General features: G+C 57.9%; 14 protein-coding genes. 8 read left to right on the plus strand and 6 right to left on the minus strand.

Going from position 1 to position 18,500, the window contains the following annotated elements; all coding sequences use genetic code 11:
• Positions 1-2: 2 nt before the first annotated feature.
• Positions 3-1,256: a serine hydroxymethyltransferase gene (gene glyA / locus ETAA8_RS16945; RefSeq protein ID WP_145090708.1), complete on the minus strand. Its 1,254-nt coding sequence runs from the start codon at positions 1,254-1,256 to the stop codon at positions 3-5.
• A gap of 310 nt (positions 1,257-1,566) precedes the next feature.
• Between glyA and ETAA8_RS16950 the strand changes: the two genes are divergently transcribed.
• Both ETAA8_RS16950 and ETAA8_RS16955 read left to right on the plus strand, forming a co-directional pair.
• On the plus strand, positions 1,567-2,475 hold the full coding sequence (locus ETAA8_RS16950; RefSeq protein WP_145090711.1) for a DMT family transporter: 909 nt from the start codon (positions 1,567-1,569) through the stop codon (positions 2,473-2,475).
• Between the two features lie 279 nt (positions 2,476-2,754).
• The gene (locus ETAA8_RS16955) at positions 2,755-3,255 is read left to right on the plus strand and encodes a ferritin-like domain-containing protein (protein WP_145090714.1); all 501 of its coding nucleotides are present in this window, start codon (positions 2,755-2,757) and stop codon (positions 3,253-3,255) included.
• Positions 3,256-3,489: 234 nt separating this feature from the next.
• Here ETAA8_RS16955 and trhO read toward each other — a convergent pair whose 3' ends face one another.
• Together trhO and ETAA8_RS16965 are read right to left on the minus strand one after the other, a co-directional pair.
• Positions 3,490-5,328, minus strand: coding sequence for an oxygen-dependent tRNA uridine(34) hydroxylase TrhO (gene trhO, locus ETAA8_RS16960; protein ID WP_238397400.1), 1,839 nt, complete (start codon positions 5,326-5,328; stop codon positions 3,490-3,492).
• Between the two features lie 33 nt (positions 5,329-5,361).
• Positions 5,362-6,657 (minus strand): outer membrane protein assembly factor BamB family protein, encoded by a 1,296-nt coding sequence (locus ETAA8_RS16965; RefSeq protein WP_145090717.1) that lies wholly within the window; start codon positions 6,655-6,657, stop codon positions 5,362-5,364.
• A 170-nt stretch (positions 6,658-6,827) separates the two neighbouring features.
• Between ETAA8_RS16965 and ETAA8_RS16970 the strand changes: the two genes are divergently transcribed.
• The 6 genes from ETAA8_RS16970 to ETAA8_RS16995 all read left to right on the plus strand — a co-directional run bounded on the left by ETAA8_RS16970 (position 6,828) and on the right by ETAA8_RS16995 (position 15,433).
• Positions 6,828-8,330 (plus strand): rhamnulokinase, encoded by a 1,503-nt coding sequence (locus ETAA8_RS16970; protein ID WP_145090720.1) that lies wholly within the window; start codon positions 6,828-6,830, stop codon positions 8,328-8,330.
• A gap of 38 nt (positions 8,331-8,368) precedes the next feature.
• Complete coding sequence (locus ETAA8_RS16975) at positions 8,369-10,723, plus strand: FAD-dependent oxidoreductase (protein ID WP_145090723.1); 2,355 nt, start codon at positions 8,369-8,371, stop codon at positions 10,721-10,723.
• 87 nt (positions 10,724-10,810) lie between these two features.
• Positions 10,811-11,563: a 16S rRNA (guanine(527)-N(7))-methyltransferase RsmG gene (gene rsmG, locus ETAA8_RS16980; RefSeq protein WP_202921035.1), complete on the plus strand. Its 753-nt coding sequence runs from the start codon at positions 10,811-10,813 to the stop codon at positions 11,561-11,563.
• A gap of 115 nt (positions 11,564-11,678) precedes the next feature.
• Entirely contained in the window at positions 11,679-13,202 is a 1,524-nt protein-coding gene (locus ETAA8_RS16985; protein ID WP_145090729.1) for a twin-arginine translocation signal domain-containing protein, read from the plus strand.
• A 44-nt stretch (positions 13,203-13,246) separates the two neighbouring features.
• A complete protein-coding gene (locus ETAA8_RS16990) occupies positions 13,247-14,110 on the plus strand; it encodes a dienelactone hydrolase family protein (protein WP_145090732.1) in 864 nt (287 codons plus the stop codon).
• Positions 14,111-14,131: 21 nt separating this feature from the next.
• The gene (locus ETAA8_RS16995; RefSeq protein ID WP_145090735.1) at positions 14,132-15,433 is read left to right on the plus strand and encodes a flavin-containing monooxygenase; all 1,302 of its coding nucleotides are present in this window, start codon (positions 14,132-14,134) and stop codon (positions 15,431-15,433) included.
• Positions 15,434-15,442: 9 nt separating this feature from the next.
• On the opposite strand, the gene ETAA8_RS17000 is transcribed toward ETAA8_RS16995, so the two are convergent.
• The 3 genes from ETAA8_RS17000 to ETAA8_RS17010 are packed head-to-tail and all read right to left on the minus strand — an operon-like array spanning position 15,443 to position 18,153.
• Positions 15,443-16,048: an amino acid kinase family protein gene (locus ETAA8_RS17000; RefSeq protein ID WP_145090738.1), complete on the minus strand. Its 606-nt coding sequence runs from the start codon at positions 16,046-16,048 to the stop codon at positions 15,443-15,445.
• Positions 16,045-17,067 carry a hydantoinase/oxoprolinase family protein gene (locus tag ETAA8_RS17005; RefSeq protein ID WP_145090740.1) on the minus strand — a complete coding sequence of 341 codons (1,023 nt, stop codon included), beginning with the start codon at positions 17,065-17,067 and terminating at the stop codon, positions 16,045-16,047. Before ETAA8_RS17005 ends, ETAA8_RS17000 begins: the two co-directional genes overlap by 4 nt.
• Before the next feature lie 33 nt (positions 17,068-17,100).
• Positions 17,101-18,153, minus strand: a complete 1,053-nt coding sequence (locus tag ETAA8_RS17010; RefSeq protein ID WP_145090743.1) for an ATP-grasp domain-containing protein — start codon at positions 18,151-18,153, stop codon at positions 17,101-17,103.
• Between the last annotated feature and the right edge of the window lie 347 nt (positions 18,154-18,500).

The raw sequence follows: 18,500 nt of genomic DNA on the forward strand, positions 1-18,500 counted from the left end.
AGTTACGCCGTGGCCAACGCCGCAGCGGGGACCGGGAATTGAGTGCACAGACTGCTCACCTCGCCACGCACTCGCTCTTGCAACGCGGAATCGCTGGGGTTCTTTAGCGATGCGAGAATCCACTCGCCCACCTTCCGCATTTCGTCGCAGCCCATGCCGCGAGTCGTGAGGGCCGGCGTACCGATGCGAACACCGGAAGGATCCATCGGCTTGCGAGTATCGAACGGAATCATGTTCATGTTGACGGTGATTCCGCACTTCTCCAGCGTTTCGGTCGCCAACTTGCCGCCGATACCGAGCGGAGTGACGTCGACCAGCATCAAGTGGTTGTCGGTGCCCCCGCTGACGAGTTTCAAACCGCCGGCGAGGAGCACTTCGGCCAAAGTCCTGGCGTTGTCGATGATTTGTTGTCCGTAGGCTTTGAACTCGGGCTGCAACGCTTCTTGGAAGCAGACAGCCTTGCCGGCGATCACGTGCATGAGCGGGCCGCCTTGAATGCCAGGGAAGACGTTCCGGTCGATGTCTTTGGCCAACTCAGCGCGGCACATGATCATGCCCGCACGCGGGCCGCGCAGCGTCTTGTGCGTTGTGGTGGTCACAACATCGGCCACAGGTACCGGGCTGTTGTGCAAACCGGCAGCGACCAGGCCCGCGTAGTGGGCCATATCGACGAACAGCTTGGCACCAACTTCTTTGGCGATTTCGGCGAACTTTTCATGGGGGATCTCACGAGGATAGGCGCTCGCCCCGGCAACGATCAGCCGCGGCTTATGCTCGCGAGCCAACTTGGCGACCTGGTCGAAGTCGAGGCGATGGTCGCTTTGCCGAACGCCATAGCTGAGGAACTTGTACAGTTTGCCCGAAATGTTCAGCTTCATGCCGTGGGTCAAGTGTCCGCCGTGGGCCAGGTCGAGCCCAAGGACGGTGTCGCCCGGATCGAGCAGCGTCAAGTAGACGGCCTGATTGGCCTGCGATCCGCTGTGGGGCTGAACGTTCGCATGTTCGGCACCGAACAATTGCTTAGCGCGGTCGCGGGCGAGGTTTTCGACCACATCGACGTGTTCGCAGCCGCCATAATAGCGCCGACCGGGGTAACCTTCAGCATATTTGTTCGTCAGCACGCTCCCCGCAGCTTGCATCACAGCGGGGCTGGTGTAATTCTCACTGGCGATCATTTCCAGCCCGTCTTGCTGGCGGTGGGCTTCGGCTTCAATAGCGGCCCACACATCGGGATCTTGTTGAGCAAGCAGGTTCATGACGGTCTCTCAAAAGGCTCAAAGAGGAAGGCGGGCCGGAAACAACAAATTCTCAAATCCAATGGCCAAGTCGTCAATTGGGGTGGGGACAGCGCGACCGTGCATTGTTAGCTAACTCTCGCCCAGATAAGTCGATATCGCCCGAAAATATTGGCAGAAACGACAATTTGTCTGACTTTCGTTTCGGATTCTCGTCTCTGATACCTTCCATATTGAATGCAGCAGTCTGACGTCCCCTGAACTCACAGAGCCGATTCGTGTCTATGCTGGAGCCTGCTGCCATTCCCATTTCCTCATGCGTAGTTCCTTGATGACTAGCCGTTCCGATGAAACGCGCGGCCTCTGGTTGGGCCTGCTGGGCGTGACCATGTTTGCGATGACCCTTCCCATGACGCGCCTGGCCGTGGGGCCCGCAAGTGCTCCGCAGTTGCCGCCGATGTTTGTCACTGCAGGCCGAGCCGCATTCGCGGGGCTATTGAGCATCTTGTACTTGTGGCTGACTCGCGCGCCGCGATTGCAACTTCGGCATGTGCCAGCCTTAACCGTTGCTGCCCTCGGTTCGTGTGTTGGCTTTCCACTTTTTCTGGCCTGGGCACTGCGCGAAGTCGACGCCATGCACGCGGCCGTCGTGACAGGATTATTGCCCCTCGCCACGGCGATTGTCGGAGCCATTTACTTACGCCAACGACCAGCCATCAGCTTTTGGGTTTGTGCGGCGCTAGGCTGTGCGCTGGTGGTCATATTTGCTGCGATGAAGAGTCACAGCGGAATTACACTCGCCGACGGCTGGCTGGTGCTTGCCGTGATTAGTGCCGCCATCGGCTACGTCGGCGGGGCGCGTGTCGCGCGCGACATTTCCGCGGAGCAGACAATCTGCTGGGTGCTAATAATCGCACTTCCGCTCACGTTGCCAGTGACCATCGCCACCTGGCCCAAGGAGGCCGTTCATCCCAGTGCGTGGATTGGCTTCACCTATGTCACGCTCTTCTCGATGTGGATTGCATTTTTCGCCTGGTATCGCGGACTGGCGCTCGGCGGTACGGTACGCGTGAGCCAAGTGCAGTTGGTGCAGCCATTTCTCGCCCTGCTCTTTGCCGTGCCCGTATTAGGCGAAAAGCTGGAGCCTTTGACCGTCTGCTTTTCACTGGCGGTGATCGGCATCGTATTCCTCGGCAAGCGAATGCCAACCGAAACGCGGCTGCAGAATGTGGGCTCGTAGGCGAATCGTGCTGCGCTATCTACCAACCGTATCCAACTAAACGCTTGAGTGAGTTCAGCCGTCATAGTGTGGAAACTGGCTGAGCATCGATCACTTCGACTGCCTTGCAGGCAAGAGTTGAAGCGAAATTCACTGCAGTTTGGTCGACGCAGCTTGAAAAACATTGTGATTCCTGGCGTCAAGCTAAATCATCCTCTTTTGTTGCCTGCTTCGGAACAACTGTTGCAAGCGTAGGGGGCATCAGAGTTGTACCAATCGAACAAACGAAGGAATCAAGTCATGAGCGCGAGCAATCTGGACGAACTGTTTTTGGATCTCTTGAAGGATACGTACGATGCCGAGAAGCAACTTTCGAAAGCACTGCCGAAACTGGCGAAAGCGGCCTCGGACGAACATTTGAAGGAAGCATTCGAATCGCACCTGGGAGAGACCGAAGAGCAGATCGGTCGACTCGAGCAGATTTTTGAGATGCTCGAGAAACCAGCCCGCGGTAAAAAGTGCGCGGGGATGCAAGGACTGATTGAAGAAGGTAAGGAAGTCATCGACGAAGATATGCCGGAAGCCGTTACCGACGCAGCTCTAATCGCTGCCGCCCAAAAGTGCGAGCATTACGAAATCGCCGCTTACGGCACAATGGCCACCTTCGCGAAGATCCTGGGAATGAAAGAGGCCCTCGCCTTGCTCAAGCTGACGTTGGGAGAAGAGAAGGCTGCTGACGAAAAGCTGACGAAGATCGCGGGCACGATCAATTACGAAGCGCAAGAAGAAGTCGAAGCCTAGTTGGCTAGTTCAGAACAAAGTGATGGAGGGAAGTGTGACTATGGTCGTGCTTCCCTCATATTGTTTGAAGACCGCTCGCAACCCTAACCAGGGGGTGCTGAATAAGTCGGCGACTTATTCAACACGAGCTAGCGTAACTCTCGGGATTGGCGCGCATGAGTGTTGAAAAAGTCCTACTCTTTTTCAACGAGTGCGCTAAAACCGGTTTGGTAATGTCTGAGCAAACTTTAGGGACTAATAGCTGGTCCAAGTTGGGGCCGGCGCGGTGAACTCTAGCCGCTGGCGACTGAGGGGATGCACGAAGCTGAGACGGGATGAGTGGAGGCACAGGGGCGGATCGGTCATGGCGTGCGTTTGTGTGTCGCCGAGTTTGCCGCCGGGCAAGTAGGTTTGTTCGCCGCAAATCGGCCAGCCTAATTGCCAAAGGTGAACACGAATCTGATTCGTGCGGCCGGTGATGGGGCGAGCTTCGAGCAGACTGGTGCCATCGGCGAAACGCTCAAGGACGCGAAACTCGGTATCAGCGGCGAGTCCAGCAGCGTCGATGGTTCGTGAACCAAGTTCGCCAGCCGAGTCGCTGATGGGAAGGTTGCACCGAAAGTTATCTTCGGGCGGATGACCTTGTACGCGGGCGAGGTAAACCTTTTCGACCTCGCCGCGCTCGAATTGTGGTTGCAGCAGGCCGGCGAAATGGCGTGTGCGAGCGAAGACGACGATGCCGCTGGTATTGGCATCGAGCCGATGCGCGGGGCGGGGAACTTGCGGCGTATAGACAGTGTGCAAGATCGATTGCAACGTATTGCGATTGAAGCGGCCGCTGGGATGCAGCGGCAGTGGAGCCGGCTTGTTGAGGACGACGATCGCTTCGTCCTCGTGAATGATCTCGATGTGCGGATTGACATCCGGCTCACGCGTCGCTGGAATCAAATGCAGGTACCGCTCACCGGCGCGCACTATGTGCTCGGAAGTGACCGGTTCTTCCAGGCGAGTACGCACTCGCCCCGCGGCAATGATTGCCGCCCATTCTTCCCGCGGAACATGCTTGAGGATGGTGCAGAGAAAATCGAGGAGCGAGAGGCCATCGCAGGCCGAGGGAACGACAAGTGGGCGCTGATTATCGTAAGGCTCGCTGCCAGGGAGTGGAGTTGTCGCAGCCAGTAGTTGCTCCCGCCGTTTTGCCAATGTGCGAGCCCGCTGCTGTTCGTCGGTCGCATAGCAATAGGGGCAAGAAACGGCCTTTTGAAAACGAGGATCGCGCAGGTCCTCTTCGGTCAGCGGAGTCAGGCACGCGTAGCACTGGTCGCTCTCGGTTTCGCTGAGATTCGGGTCGAGCCCCACGCGCTGATCGAAGACAAAGCACTCGCCTTGATAATGATCGCCGCCGACATCCTCAAAATACTTGAGAATGCCGCCATCAAGCTGATAGATCTGCTCGAACCCTTCGCGCTGCATGAAGGGCCCCGCTTTTTCGCAGCGAATGCCCCCGGTGCAGAACATCACGATGGGCTGCTGTTTCAACTGGCTCGGCAACCGACTGACAGCGGCCGGAAAGTCGCGAAAATGATCGATACCGATATTCACGGCGTTTTGGAAGGTGCCGAGCTTCACCTCATACTCGTTGCGGGTATCGAGGAGTGTGACGGGGCGGCCTTCATCGAGCCATTGCTTCAACTCGCGCGGCGACAGCTTGGGGGATGGCGAGCGGGCTGGATCGATCCCATCCACGCCGAAGGCAATGATTTCTTTCTTGATACGGACCAACATCCGCGTGAAGGGTTGCCGCTCACTGGCGCTGATCTTCACCGCCAGGCTCTCGAGGCCAGGGATTGCTCGCAGGACAGAGAGCAGTAGTTCGACGCTGTCGCGCTCGCCAGCCACGAAGAGGTTGATCCCCTCGGTGCTGAGGAGGATTGTCCCCTTTAGATTCCAGGCCTTGCAGTTGCGCAGCAGTTCTTCGCGCAGCGGTTTGAGATCCGAAAGTTCGGCAAATTTGTAGGCAGCGATGTTGATGATCGAGGACATGGCGGGGCGAAAGAACAGCCGGAAAATGCAGCCAGAAGACGCAACCTGCATCGTACCGCGAAACCGCCCGGCTGGGGACGCCAGCTACTTGATGCCGTAGCAATACAGAAGTTCCTGATCGCGCAGAAACAGCCGACCGCCGCTGATGACGGGCGGAGTCCAGATGCGGCCTGAAGGCTTGCGCAATTTTGAAAGCTGCGGCAGTTGAAAGCGGCCCGATTCTTTCCAGCCACTGGGCGAAGCATCGATCAGTGCGACGGTGCCGTTGTCTTCGCTGTAGCAATAGATTTGGCCAGCGGCGACGGTGAGCGACCCTGCTCGCAACTTGCCTCGTTCCATCCAGACGTTCTCGCCGGTTTCGAGATTCTGACAAGTCCAGCCTTTGCCATCGGAGTAGCCGTACACATGCTCGCTGACGAGGGCCACGTTGCCGTGATGATTGGCCATGTTCTTGTTGGCGTACACCAGGTCCACCGCGAACTGCTCTCCTTCCTTGCGAACCTTTAGCAAATCGCAGCCTTGGCCGGCTCCGACGGTCGTGTAGACAAGATCGCCGCGAACAATCGGCGAGTTAACCACCTCGGTTCCAAATTTTGGCTGACGTCGATAGTTCCAGAGGACAGCGCCGTCCTTGGCAGCCACGCCGAACATGCCCTGGTTGGTCAGGACCACATATTGCCGCACACCACCGATTTCGGCGAGCATCGGCGAAGTGTACGCAGCCTGATCGGTGACCTCAGCACTGCGCCAAACAAGATCACCCGTCTTCTTGTTGAGTGCCGCGACTGTTCCCTTCGGTCCGCCGAGCGCGCAAATGAGGTTGTCGCCATCGACAAGCGGAGACCAGGTAAATCCCCAGCCGAGTTTCTTTGGCCCACCGCCAATGGGGTTCACCTCCGCTTCGAAATCCCGCGGCAAGTTCTTCTTCCAGACTTCGCCTCCGTCTTGGACTTTCACGCAAAGCAGATCGCCATTGCCACCGAGCGCGTAGCAGAGTTCGCCATCAATGGTGGGAGTAGCACTGGGGCCAGCGCTCCAGTTGTTTCCTTTGAAATCGAAGAGAGGGCCGACTTCGCGGGCCCAGAGTTCCGCCACGGTTCCATCGCTAACTTTACTCAGATCGAGACAGATCACGAACTCCGTTTCGCCGCGGGCGCCGAGCGTATAGAGTCGGTCGCCAACTACGGCGACGCCCGAATAGCCAATGCCCAGTTTGTCGAACGACCAAAGGAGCGCTGGCCCGCCGGCTGGCCAGCTTGTCAGCAACCCTTTCTCACTAGAGATGTCGTCTCGATTCGGTCCGCGGTACTGCGGCCAATCGGCAGCACTAAAAGTAAAAATGACGACGATGGCAATCACTAGCGCGTGAAGGGTTCGCATGGCTGGCCTCGACGGGAGTGGGAAAGGTGGGTTGCAGATTCTCGCGGAAGTTGCAGATTAGCAGCGATTGACGGAAACTGCCAACATTCTCGACCGCTCGCCACGATCGCGGGCCAACTGTTACGATTGTCGGACATTGGGCGAAACTTGTTTCTGGCAGCAGGTGATTCATGGCGGAGAGCAGTGTCTATTTGGCGGTTGACCTCGGCGCTTCGAGCGGTCGCGTGGTGGCCGGTTCCTTCGATGGCACCCAAGTCACCCTGGAAGAGGCGTACCGCTTTGAAAATGGCGGCGTGCTCGCGGGAGGGCATCTCTATTGGGATTTATTGAATCAATGGGGCAATGTCGTCAAAGGCTTGCGAGCCGCAGCTGCGAAGCACGGTAACCGTATTCGCAGCGTGGGAGTCGATACTTGGGGCGTCGATTTTGGCTTGCTTGGCAGAAATGATGAATTGCTTGGCAACCCGTATCACTACCGCGATACCCGCACCGTTGGCCTGATGGAACAAGCCTTCAAAACGGTTCCCCGGGCCGAGATCTTCGCCCAGACGGGCTTGCAGTTCATGGAGTTCAATACGCTCTATCAACTGATCGCCATGCAGCAAAGCAATTCGCCGCTATTGGAAATGGCCGAGCGCCTGCTGATGATTCCCGACCTGTTTCACTGGCTGCTCACCGGTGAGAAGGCCAACGAATACACCGACGTCTCGACGTCGCAGTTCTACAATCCGCAGACCGGCGACTTTGCGCGCCCGCTGTTGGAGAAGTTCAACCTGCCGACGCAAATGCTCGGCCCACTCGTCAAACCGGGCGACAAACTTGGACCGATTAAACGAGCCGTTGCCGAGGAAACCGGCCTGAACGAAGTGCAAGTCGTTCTGCCTGGCACTCACGATACGGCGAGCGCTGTGATGGCGGTTCCCGCGGCCAGTGTTCCTGGCGCGAAGCCCGATTGGTGCTACATCAGCAGCGGTACCTGGTCGCTGATGGGTGTCGAAACGCCGCAGCCCATCATCAACGATCGGATGTACCAACTGAACTTTACGAACGAAGGTGGAGTCGGTGGCACGACCCGAGTGCTGAAGAACATTGCCGGACTCTGGCTGGTGCAGCAATGCCGGCAGTTGTGGAAGCAGCAAGGTCACGAGTTCGGCTGGGAAGAGCTCACACGCCGGGCTGGTGAAACGCAACCACTCCTCTCACTCGTCGACCCCGATGCACCCGCGTTTGTTGCCCCACGCGATATGCCCGCTGCCATTCGCGAGTACTGTCAGCAAACCGGCCAGCCTGTGCCGCAATCGGAGGGCGCGGTCATTCGCTGCGCGCTAGAAAGCCTGGCTCTTCGCTACCGAATGGTTCTGGGATTGCTCGAGGAACTGGTCGGCGGGGAATTGAAGACGATTCATATCGTCGGTGGCGGTTCGCTGAACCGACTCCTCTGCCAAATGACTGCCGACTGCTGCAATCGCAGAGTTGTGGCTGGCCCTGTCGAGGCCACCGCCATCGGCAACGTGATGCTCCAAGCAGTCACGGATGGCACCGTCGGCAGCATTGCTCAAGCTCGCGAAGTCATCCGCCACAGCTTTTCCGTGCAGCAATATCTGCCGCAAAACACCTGGCCCTGGAACGGCGCCTACGAGCGATTTATGCAACTCGTTCAGCGGGCCAAGTAGACTATCTGCTAAGCCGCTCCTCCTCATGAAAGCCTCTCATGTTCCGCTCGCTGATTGTCTGTTGTTTGGCACTGTTCGTTACTCGTGCTGGCGTGGCCAATGAAGTTCTCGAAGCCGATTTGCTCGTCGTTGGTGGCACCGAGGCGGGTGTCGCGGCTGCAGTACAAGCAGCCCGCTGTGGCGTGCGGCGAATTGTGCTGGTGAGCGACATTGACATGCTGGGCGGCCAGTTTTGCGCTGAAGGGGTCGGGGCAATCGATGAATGGACGACCTACAAAGCAAAACGGGTCGAGTTTCCGCGTAGTGGTACCTTCAGCGAAATTATCGACCGCGTCCACGCCTGGAACGGCAAGCGTTTTGGGTTCATTCGCCCCGGCAACGGCTTTTGCTCGTCAGAGACGATCGAGCCCGCTGGTGCGGCGCGCATTTTCGAAGACTGGATCAATCCGTACAACGAAGCCAACAGCGGGCAGATCGAAATTCGCCGCTCGCTGCGGCCCACTGCGGTGCAACTCGAAAAGGGTGCCATTCGCCGCGTTGTCTTTGAGAGCCGCGACGGGCAGTCTTCGGGCTGTGAAGTGCAAGCCAGGCTGACGATCGACGCCACCGATTGGGGCGATGTCATTCGCCTCTCGGGAGCGAAGTATGCTGCCGGCCCCGATCTTCGCTCGCGCTTTGACGAGCCCAACGCACCGGATGGTCCGCTCGGCATCGATCGCAATGAGATGAACCCCATCAGCTATTGTCTGGTGCTGAGAGAAACGAGCCGCGATGCTACCATCGATCAGCCCGCAGGCTACGACGAGCGTACCTACCTGGGCACCTCGAACGCCACCACAGCCGACTTCAAGCAACTTGGTTGGCCGCCAAAAGCGCAGCAGATGGACGTGCCAGCGTTCGTTGCCACGTCGTATCCCGAAGGCGTTTATTCCGCGCAAGTCAGCATTTATACCCATCGCCGACTTGTCGACGCCAAGCATCTGCAACTGGGCGAGAACAAAGAAACAATCCTGGTGAATTGGCCAACGCAAGATTACCCGCTGTATGACTACCCCCAGCGCGTCGTCGATCACCTCGAAGCCACCGAGAAAGGAGCATCGCTCAAGAACATCGTCGATATGACGTACGCGCAGCGGCAGATCGTGTTTGACGATGCCAAGCTGCATGCGCTAGGCATGCTCTATCACCTGCAGACTGCGGTGCAAAAGAAGCTCGATCCCAAACAGATTGATTTTCGGCGACTGGAGCTGGTGAGTGACTTTGGCACCCCCGACCATTTGCCGCCGAAGCCCTACGTGCGAGAAGGACTGCGGCTGGAGTCGTTGTACATGCTGCGGGAAGGTGACCTGCGGATGCAGCGAGACGAACCCCGTTGGGCGCGACACATGGCCGCTGACAGCGTCTTCGCTTTTCAGTTCAACATCGACTTTCATCCCACGCGCCGGGTCTTCCTGAAGGATGATCGCAGTCAGCCTTGGGTCAACGTTCATACGGCAAATCGAAACTGGTCGACTCACACCGACCGCGCTTGTTTTCCGCTTCGTTCGCTGATTCCAGTCGAAATAAATGGCCTGCTCGGGGCATCGAAGAATCTGGGAGTTTCCAGCATTGTTAGTTCAGCAGTTCGCCTGCACGGACAAATGATGCTCAGTGGTCAGGCAGCGGGCACGGTCGCGGCGCACTGCTTGCGCGAGGAGATTCAACCTCGGGCTCTCGCTGCAGACCCCAAGCAGATTCGCGCCCTGCAATTGGCGCTGGTCCGCGGAGTTGAAGGGAAGCCAGGCGTGCTGCTCTGGCCCTACCAAGACTTGCGTGCCGACGACCTGCATTTCGAGGCCGCTAACATGCTCGCGGTGCTGGGCGTTTATCGAGTTGAGGATGATGTTGATTTTGCTCCGTTTGCGCCGGTCTCCCGCGCGGACTTAGCCGTGGCACTAACTCGTGCCCGGCGGTTGCTCGCGAAAGCTCCTGATTGGGCCGCGGCCGAAACTACCAGCTTCCCCGATGTTCCCAAGTCCGATTCGCGTGCTGCCAACATCGAAAGCCTGCGTGCCTGGGGCGCCAAATTGAATGCTGCCGAGCCCTTCGCACCCAATCAGACCGCTGACTGGAAAACCCTGCATAGCTGGATGGCTGCGCTTGGCATGAATCCGAGTGGCGGCCTTTCAGCGCGAGGAGGTTTGCCGCTTACCCGTGCTGAACTCGTCCAACATGTTTGGCTGGCGATTCGGGGGCGGATCGAAGACGCTCCGCTGCCCGATGGCTTTCTACAACCTGGTCACGATGCCGACGGCGACGGCCGGGAAGATCGCGAAGATCCCCTGCCGCTCGATCGCAACAACAATAGCTTGCCCGACCTGCTTGATCCAGCTCCAGTGCCGGCCGCGAAGTAGCCCTTACGGATCGACGTTTTGCACGTCATATTGATGACTGCAATTCCAACGCTGTGCCCGATAGCTCTTTCCCCAGAAAACGCCCGAGTGACTGACGAGAAATCGCCCGAAGAATCCAGTTCCGAAACTTCTCCCGTGGATGAAGTCGCTCTTGACCCTGCGCCTGCCAAGGAACCGGCAGTTGATCTCTATCCCAACGACACACTCGTGGCGGCTCTGGACCGGCATCAGATTCAGGTTCAGCCCGACCAGTTCAAGCTACTTGAGCAATACTGTCGGTTGCTTTGGGACTGGAATGAGAAGATCAATCTCACGCGGCACACGACCTACGAGAAGTTCGTCAACCGCGACCTGGTCGATACGCTGCAGTTGGCCACGTTGATTCATCCGAAGGAAGAAATCTTGGACGTCGGCAGTGGCGGCGGTGTGCCGGGGATCACGCTGGCGATCATGCGCCCCGATCTGGAAATCACCCTGAGTGAGACCACGGGCAAGAAGGCCCGCGTGCTCGAAGACATGGTGAAGCAGCTCAAGCTGCCAGTGACGGTATTTGCTTGCCGAACCGAGAGCATTCTGGACGACACGCGTTACGACGCTTTAACCGCTCGTGCGGTGGGGCCGTTGTGGCAGCTTCTGACCTGGTTCCGTCCCCATTGGTCGCTCATCGGCCGTTTGCTCTTAATCAAAGGCCCCAAGTGGACAGAAGAGCAAGCTGAAGCCAAACGACGCGGTCTGCTGCGGGAATTGGAACTGAAGGTCGGCGCGCAATACCCAATGCCTGGCACCGATTCCGATAGTGTGATTCTCAAGGTTTGGCACCAAGGTGGCCGCGAGCGCTAAGCTCCGCCGCCTGCACGCTGATTGTCGGCACGTGCTGCACGCCCTAAACTGAATTCATCGGGCGTGCAGGGATTGCCGCGACTTTTCTCATCAGCCAGTTAATGGAGCCTCTCTCATGCGCGATTCCTTCTCTCGTCGCCGCTTTCTGCAATCAACGTCCGCTGCCGGTTCGCTCGGTGTGCTGGGGGCGAGTTGGCTGAATCAGGTACCTGCTGTTACTGCTGAGGAAACAAAACCCGATCCCAAATCGGTCGTATTCACTGCCGACATCGAGCCCACCGTTCAACTTCTCGAAAATACCCAGCGCGACAAGCTGCTCGAAGAAGTCGCCGGCCGCATTCGCAAGGGAAAGCTCAACTATCAACAGGTCGTCACGGCCCTGCAACTCGCTGGCATCCGCAACGTGCAGCCGCGACCTTCGGTCGGCTTCAAGTTCCATGCTGTCCTCGTCGTCAATTCAGCGCATTTGGCGAGCCTCGCCTCGGCCGACGAAGATCGCTGGCTCCCGATTTTCTGGGCGCTCGATGCCTTCAAAGAATCGCAGGCCAAGGATGTCAGCGAAGGCAATTGGACGATGCCAGCCGTCGCGACCGGCAAACTTCCCGCTCCGCACGAAGCTCGCGAGCAATTGACCCACGCCCTGGAAAAATGGGACGCAGAGCAAGCTGACGTGGCCGCTGCGATCCTTGCTCGAACCGCTAGCGCTGGCGACATCTTCGAGCTTCTCTGCCGCTACGGCGCGCGGGACTTCCGTGCGATTGGCCATAAAATCATCTATGTCGCCAACGCATTCCGAGCGTTGCAGGTCATGGGTTGGCAGCATGCCGAGCCGGTGATTCGGTCACTCGCCTACGCGATTCTGAACCATCAGGGAGAAGACAACCCGGCGAACAACGATTATGCCGCGGATCGACCGTACAAGGAAAATCAAAAGCGGATCAAGGCGATTCGCAACGATTGGCAAGACGGCAAAGTTGACGCAGGTGCAACGAAAGAGCTGCTTGTTACGCTCCGCACTTCCTCCGCAGCCGATGCATGCGAAGCCGTCGTGCAGATGCTTAATCAAGGTGTCGCGCCGCAATCGATCTGGGACGGCATGCTGGTGGGTGGTGGCGAGTTGCTCATGCGCCAGCCGGGCATAGTCGGCCTGCATACACTCACAACCAGCAATGCGATTCACTATGCCTATCAGAACGTGCAGCAGGACGAAACGCGACGATTGCTCCTCTTGCAAAACGCAGCCTTTCTGACGATGTTTCGCGACGCGATGGAGAAGCGGGGCAAAGTCTCGGACGCAGAAGTTCTCAAACTGGAACCCGCCGACAAAGCGAGCGTGTCGCTCGACGAAATCTTCGCCGATGTAAGTGGCAACCGCGATGCCGCGGCCCGCGCGACGCTGGCCTATGCAAAAACGGAAGAAAACGCGGACGAGTTCATTCGCCGCGCGCGGCTGCTGGTGTTTCTAAAGGGTCGCGACTCACACGATTACAAATTTAGCAGTGCGGTGCTCGAAGACTATCGCCATTTGTCGCCCGAATGGCGGGATCGCTTCCTGGCGACCAGCGTTTACAATTTGCGGGGGTCGAAGGCGAACGACAATGAACTTGTCGCGCGCACTCGGCAAGCCTTTTCAGCCTAGAGTTTTTGGATTGTTTGTCCGGCATTTCTTAGAGGATTGGCTTCATGCACGAAGAGTTACTTAGCCTGCTTCCGAGGTCCGAATTCACCCGCCGCGGCTTTGTCGTTACCTCACTCGCCACCGGCTTCGCACTCGCGGTTCAGCCGGTCACGGCGGAAACGGTCACCACTGATACAGACGGCCTAGAAGCGGGCGAAGTGAAGATCACGACAGCCGATGGCGAAATGCCCGCGTATCGCGCGATGCCAGCCAAGGGAGACAAGTTCCCGGTCGTTCTCGTCGTGCAGGAGATTTTTGGCGTACACGAGCACATCAAAGACATCTGCCGCCGCTTCGCCAAACTCGGTTATCTGGCAGTGGCCCCGGAGTTGTATGCGCGGCAGGGCGATGTTTCGAAACTGACCGAGTTTCCGGAGATTTTGAAGATTGTCGCTACAGTTCCCGATTCCCAAGTGATGAGCGATCTGGATGCAACGGTCGCTTGGGCCAAGAAGTCTGGCAAGGGTGATACGAGCAAGCTCGCCGTCACCGGTTTCTGTTGGGGCGGACGAATTGTGTGGCTTTATGCGGCACATAGCAAGGACGTGAAAGCGGGCGTAGCCTGGTATGGCAGGCTGACAAGCGCTGTTGATGACCTGCATCCCAAGCACCCGCTCGATCTGGTCACCTCGTTGAAAGCTCCCGTTCTTGGTCTGTATGGTGCCGAAGATATGGGCATTCCCAACGACACTGTCGAAATGATGCAAGCCGCGCTCAAAGAAACAAAGCAGCCTTCGGAGATCGTTCTCTATCCGAAGACGCCGCATGGTTTTCACGCGGACTATCGGCCGTCGTACCGCAAAACCGAAGCGGACGACGGCTGGAATCGGCTGCAAGCCTGGTTCAAACAACATGGCGTTTCGCCGTAACGCTGCAAAGTTGCTCGCGCGATGTCCGATACGTTTGCCATCATCGGCGCCGGTCCTGCGGGACTGGCGACCGCCAAGAACTTTAGCCAACTCGGCCTGCAGGTCGAGTTACTCGAGCGCGAAGATGATGTCGGCGGCAACTGGTACTTTGGCCGCCCCGCCAGCAGCGTGTGTCATTCGACGCACATGATCTCGTCGAAGCGAATGTCGCAGTTGGCCGATTTCCCCATGCCCAAGGACTACCCGCCCTATCCGCACCATCGGCAGGTGCTGACCTACTTACGCGACTACGCGCGTCACTTCGGACTCTACCATGTAACGCGCTTTCAGACCGAAGTGCGCCGCATCGAATTGGCTGTTCAGAATGGCAGCGGCGAACATTGGCAAGTGACGCTAGAGAACGGTGAAGTGCGGACGTATGCCGGCGTGGTGATCGCGAGCGGTCATCATCACGATCCACTTTGGCCCGATCTGCCCGGCAACTTCAGCGGGCAGGTACTTCACGCCCGCGACTACAAGACGCCGGAGCAGATTCGCGGCCAAAGAGTGCTCGTGATTGGGGGTGGCAATTCAGGCTGCGATTTGGCCGTTGAGGCTGCTCAGCACGGCAGCACTTCGTTGCTCAGCCTGCGCCGCGGCTATCATTTTCTGCCGAAGTTCTTGTTTGGTGGCCCCCTCGATGCTGGCGGTGAATTGTTCGATCGCTGGCGAGTTCCTATTTGGCTGCAGCAACAGATTACCGCGTGGTTCGTGAAGATTGCGGTGGGAAGGCCCGAACGCTATGGGCTCCCCAAGCCCGATCATCGGCTGTTCGAAACGCACCCGATCGTCAACTCACAACTCTTGTACGCCGTTGGCCATGGTCATGTGCAAGTGCGGCCAGCGATCGAGAACATCACGGGCAATCGCGTGCGATTTGTCGATGGGCGGGAAGAAGATATCGATGTCATCCTCTGCGCTACTGGGTATAAAACGACGTTTCCGTTTCTCGACCCTTCGCTGCTGATGGCGGACGACGGCTCACCGCGGCTCTTCTTGAATGCGTTTCATCCGCAGCACGATCGTCTGTTCGTCGCCGGCTTGATTCAGCCCAATGGCTCCATCTGGCCGCTCGTTGATTGGCAAAGCCGGCTGATGGCAAAGTTCGTGCGCGCACAAGAAAGTAATCCCCAAAAGGCCGACTGGTTCCGCCAGCTGAAGTCGCGCGGGCACGATGACCTCGGCGGCGGCATTCGCTACGACCGCTCGCCGCGCCATAGCCTCGAAGTTGAGTTCTTCGCCTATCGACGCCGACTGAAAACGCTCGTCAGCAGCTTCGGCTAGGTGGCATTGTTAGTCGAGCTCCAAGAGCGTCTCATATCGCACACACTTCACTCGCGAGGCAATGTGCGGGAAATAGTCGTCGACATAGCCGGCCGCCGCCAGTGCGGCAAAGTCCTTGGCATCAGCTGGCGGCAGTAAAGATTTCAACAGCACGAGTTCGTCCGCAAGCACAACTTCGGCCAATCGGGCAGCGATGGAATCGGTCGTCACGCCCCAATGATGGGGCAGTGATTCTGGTTGTGTAGTCGGTTCAACATCATACAAGAACTGTTGCAAATCGAAGACCACTGGCAAATCGGCCATGCTAGTCGCATCATCCAAACACGTCCTCAAATCGGCAAACAAATCAATCCACCGACATTCGACCAACACCTCACTAAGAACTTTGGCGGTGGTGCTCAGTAGTTCGATGCAGAGCCAATGAGAGCGTTCTTCACCGAGCGCAAATCGCTGATTCCAGTTGCGAATCACATCGGCCAGTTCGCCGCCACCAGCAATCAGCACATTCGTCGCCGGCGTTTGTGCTGCCAACCAAGCTCTGAGCCGTCGGCCCAAGTCGGGCAGATCGAACAAACTGCCGCCGACCTTCACTACGCGAATCGGCGACCGGCTCATTGCTGGGCAGCTTCGCGCGAGAGAACTGCCAGCGCGTAAGCTGGTGCACAGCGGCTGTTGTCGGCACCAATTTCCTTATGCAGTAAAGTCCTCGCAAACGTTGCGTAGGGAGTTCCCTCTAACGCTGCCGCTGCAAGAAACTCGCCGTGTCCGGAGAGAATAATCTTTACCGGCGGCTCCGGCATTTTTTTAATCACGCGCTCGATGGCTTCGCGCAAGTGAGCCGTTTGTGCTTCGGCCAGATTGTTTGCCATGACCACGGCGTCCTTGTGATTGAAATTCTCGTGGTCAGCAGCAATCATTCGTGCCAGCCTTAAGCGTGAATTTGCTTTGGTTGCCGGTCGATGGTCGGCAGTATCTACGGCCAGCGAATCCTCTGGCAACTTCTCCAGCACGATGTACGCATCGCGCATCGTGGCAAAGACTTCCTGCACTAGCGGGCAGCTCTCTCCCCGGTATTTCACCGTGCAGGCCACCGCGCAAGCAGGGCTGCGCTCCACACCGGTATAAACCAACTCTCCACTTCGCAAGCGTTCCGTATCTGTCTTGCCAGTTGCCGCAGGAAGTCCGTTGCGCAAGGGAATGACATCGACAGTCGTGGAACCAACGTCGATCAACAAAGCCGGATTCTTGCCCGCAAACCTTGCGGCGTAACTGGCGAGCGCATGCCAATTGGCCGCGGCGACGAGGAGTGGATCCGCATAGGCAACTTGCGTGCTGACCATTTTTCCATCGACACGGTAGACCCGCGTGTGACGATTGTCGGAGCCAGCTGCGACCGACTTCAGAATGAACTTCACCCCTTCTGCTTTCGAGGTAAAGCAGTCAGCCAATTCGCCCGTCATGGTCACCACCAGATGATCGCTGGGAGGAGCCTCGCTGATGATCGTGCGCACTTGCTGCGTCAGGGCGTTCGGATCGCGCCACAGGGCGAAGCTATAAGACTCGGCGTACTTCTGGCCATTCGCGACTTTAATGTTCGCGCCGCCGATGTCCAAGGCAAGGTATTTGGCACTCATGAGGATTTGCTAACTGGGACAACAACGAAGGAATCAATCGGACGGGAAAGAGACAGCTGAATCGCGAATCGTACCATCGGCCGTGAATTCGAAGCTCTGCGGGCTGAATGACAGGCGGAACGACTCGCCAGCAGCGGCCTGCCACATGGCCTGCGCCAGATTCTGCTTGCCGGCTCGTCGCAAGGCAATGTAAGAAGTGGTCAGTCGAGGATTGATCTCGATCACCACATCTCCCGCACCATTCTCTGCGGAACCTAACACCATGTCGATGCCCACGTAACCGCGCAAATTGGGCAGCGAGTGGGCCGCTGCAACAGCGAGCGCTGTCGCGCGCTTGGCCAGTCGAAGCGGCAGCGGGGTCCGCCCACCCAAGTAAGCAAAGCGGCCATCTTGACTGAGAATTTGCTCGCAGGGAGGAAGGCAGGTGCATCCTTGCGGACCGCCAATCACGGCGGCACTCACCGGCAGGCCGGGGACGAACTTTTCAACTCGCCAACGAGGCGACTCATTCCAGTCCACCAGCTGCAGTTCGTCCGGCGAATTAACGCGTCGCACGTGCCTTGAACCCGCGCCATCAAGGGGCTTAATCACGGCGGGAAATAAGGACGAATCGAACACTTCTGGCATTCCTGCGAAAGAGCTGCCGAGCGGTACGGCCACGCCGCGCCGCGCCAGATGATCAGAAGTCCGCTGCTTGTCGCTAGCCAGTTCGACCAGTTCACTGCCCGGCGAAATCAATCGCCCCCCCGCTGCCTCGGCGACTTGCACGCGGTCGAGAAGCAGACCAGAGAATTCAGGTGCAATAATCACCGTGGCTGATGCTTCCTGAACCAATTGCCGAAACCGCGCTCGCTCGTCGGCAGTTGAGTGGACCGGAATCAACTGCTGTTTTGGCAAATTGGGAGGCGTCAGCCGCGCGTCGTGCATTAGCTGAACAACCGCGACTTCGCCCATGGCCGCAAAGTCCTCCGCAAGCGCGTCGCGCATCGCCCCCCCTTCGGCCAGCAGCGAACCGGCTGGCGGCTCGCTGTTGATCGACCAACAGCCTCCCGCCGTGAGAAACTCATAAATGAAAACGGTCTGCATGCGCTAACCCGGAAATTCCAGTCGACAGGTTGCCTCCATCAGCCGTGAGTTTATCAACACCCCCCTTTTGCGAGACTCATAGTTAAGTCTTTCCGCGGCAACGAATTGCGACCAACTTTGCAATCCTGAAATCATCCTCTTTGTTGATAAACCCCGCCGATGTAACTCTGCGGCAAATTCTGCCGCGATTGCGAAATTGCCAGCAACAGCAAGAAACGACCATTGGCCTGCGCGAAGGTTTCCCATCGCGCAGGCGTAAACCTTCCACCAGTTTGCCAAAACAGACGATCTATTTATGGTTACTTAGTGACTACTTGTCAAGCAACTGACGACGATATTTTGCGGCC

Source organism: Anatilimnocola aggregata (assembly GCF_007747655.1).
In the GTDB taxonomy this organism is placed as follows: domain Bacteria; phylum Planctomycetota; class Planctomycetia; order Pirellulales; family Pirellulaceae; genus Anatilimnocola; species Anatilimnocola aggregata.

Excerpts from the sequence above, each read along its gene's own strand:
- ETAA8_RS17010 (WP_145090743.1), bottom strand. The coding sequence starts at position 18,153 with ATGCAGACCGTTTTCATTTATGAGTTTCTCACGGCGGGAGGCTGTTGG.
- ETAA8_RS16955 (WP_145090714.1), top strand. The coding sequence starts at position 2,755 with ATGAGCGCGAGCAATCTGGACGAACTGTTTTTGGATCTCTTGAAGGAT.
- ETAA8_RS16975 (WP_145090723.1), top strand. The coding sequence starts at position 8,369 with ATGTTCCGCTCGCTGATTGTCTGTTGTTTGGCACTGTTCGTTACTCGT.
- trhO (WP_238397400.1), bottom strand. The coding sequence starts at position 5,328 with ATGCAGGTTGCGTCTTCTGGCTGCATTTTCCGGCTGTTCTTTCGCCCC.
- ETAA8_RS16995 (WP_145090735.1), top strand. The coding sequence starts at position 14,132 with ATGTCCGATACGTTTGCCATCATCGGCGCCGGTCCTGCGGGACTGGCG.
- glyA (WP_145090708.1), bottom strand. The coding sequence starts at position 1,256 with ATGAACCTGCTTGCTCAACAAGATCCCGATGTGTGGGCCGCTATTGAA.
- ETAA8_RS16950 (WP_145090711.1), top strand. The coding sequence starts at position 1,567 with ATGACTAGCCGTTCCGATGAAACGCGCGGCCTCTGGTTGGGCCTGCTG.
- ETAA8_RS17000 (WP_145090738.1), bottom strand. The coding sequence starts at position 16,048 with ATGAGCCGGTCGCCGATTCGCGTAGTGAAGGTCGGCGGCAGTTTGTTC.
- ETAA8_RS16990 (WP_145090732.1), top strand. The coding sequence starts at position 13,247 with ATGCACGAAGAGTTACTTAGCCTGCTTCCGAGGTCCGAATTCACCCGC.
- ETAA8_RS16965 (WP_145090717.1), bottom strand. The coding sequence starts at position 6,657 with ATGCGAACCCTTCACGCGCTAGTGATTGCCATCGTCGTCATTTTTACT.
- ETAA8_RS16970 (WP_145090720.1), top strand. The coding sequence starts at position 6,828 with ATGGCGGAGAGCAGTGTCTATTTGGCGGTTGACCTCGGCGCTTCGAGC.
- ETAA8_RS16985 (WP_145090729.1), top strand. The coding sequence starts at position 11,679 with ATGCGCGATTCCTTCTCTCGTCGCCGCTTTCTGCAATCAACGTCCGCT.
- ETAA8_RS17005 (WP_145090740.1), bottom strand. The coding sequence starts at position 17,067 with ATGAGTGCCAAATACCTTGCCTTGGACATCGGCGGCGCGAACATTAAA.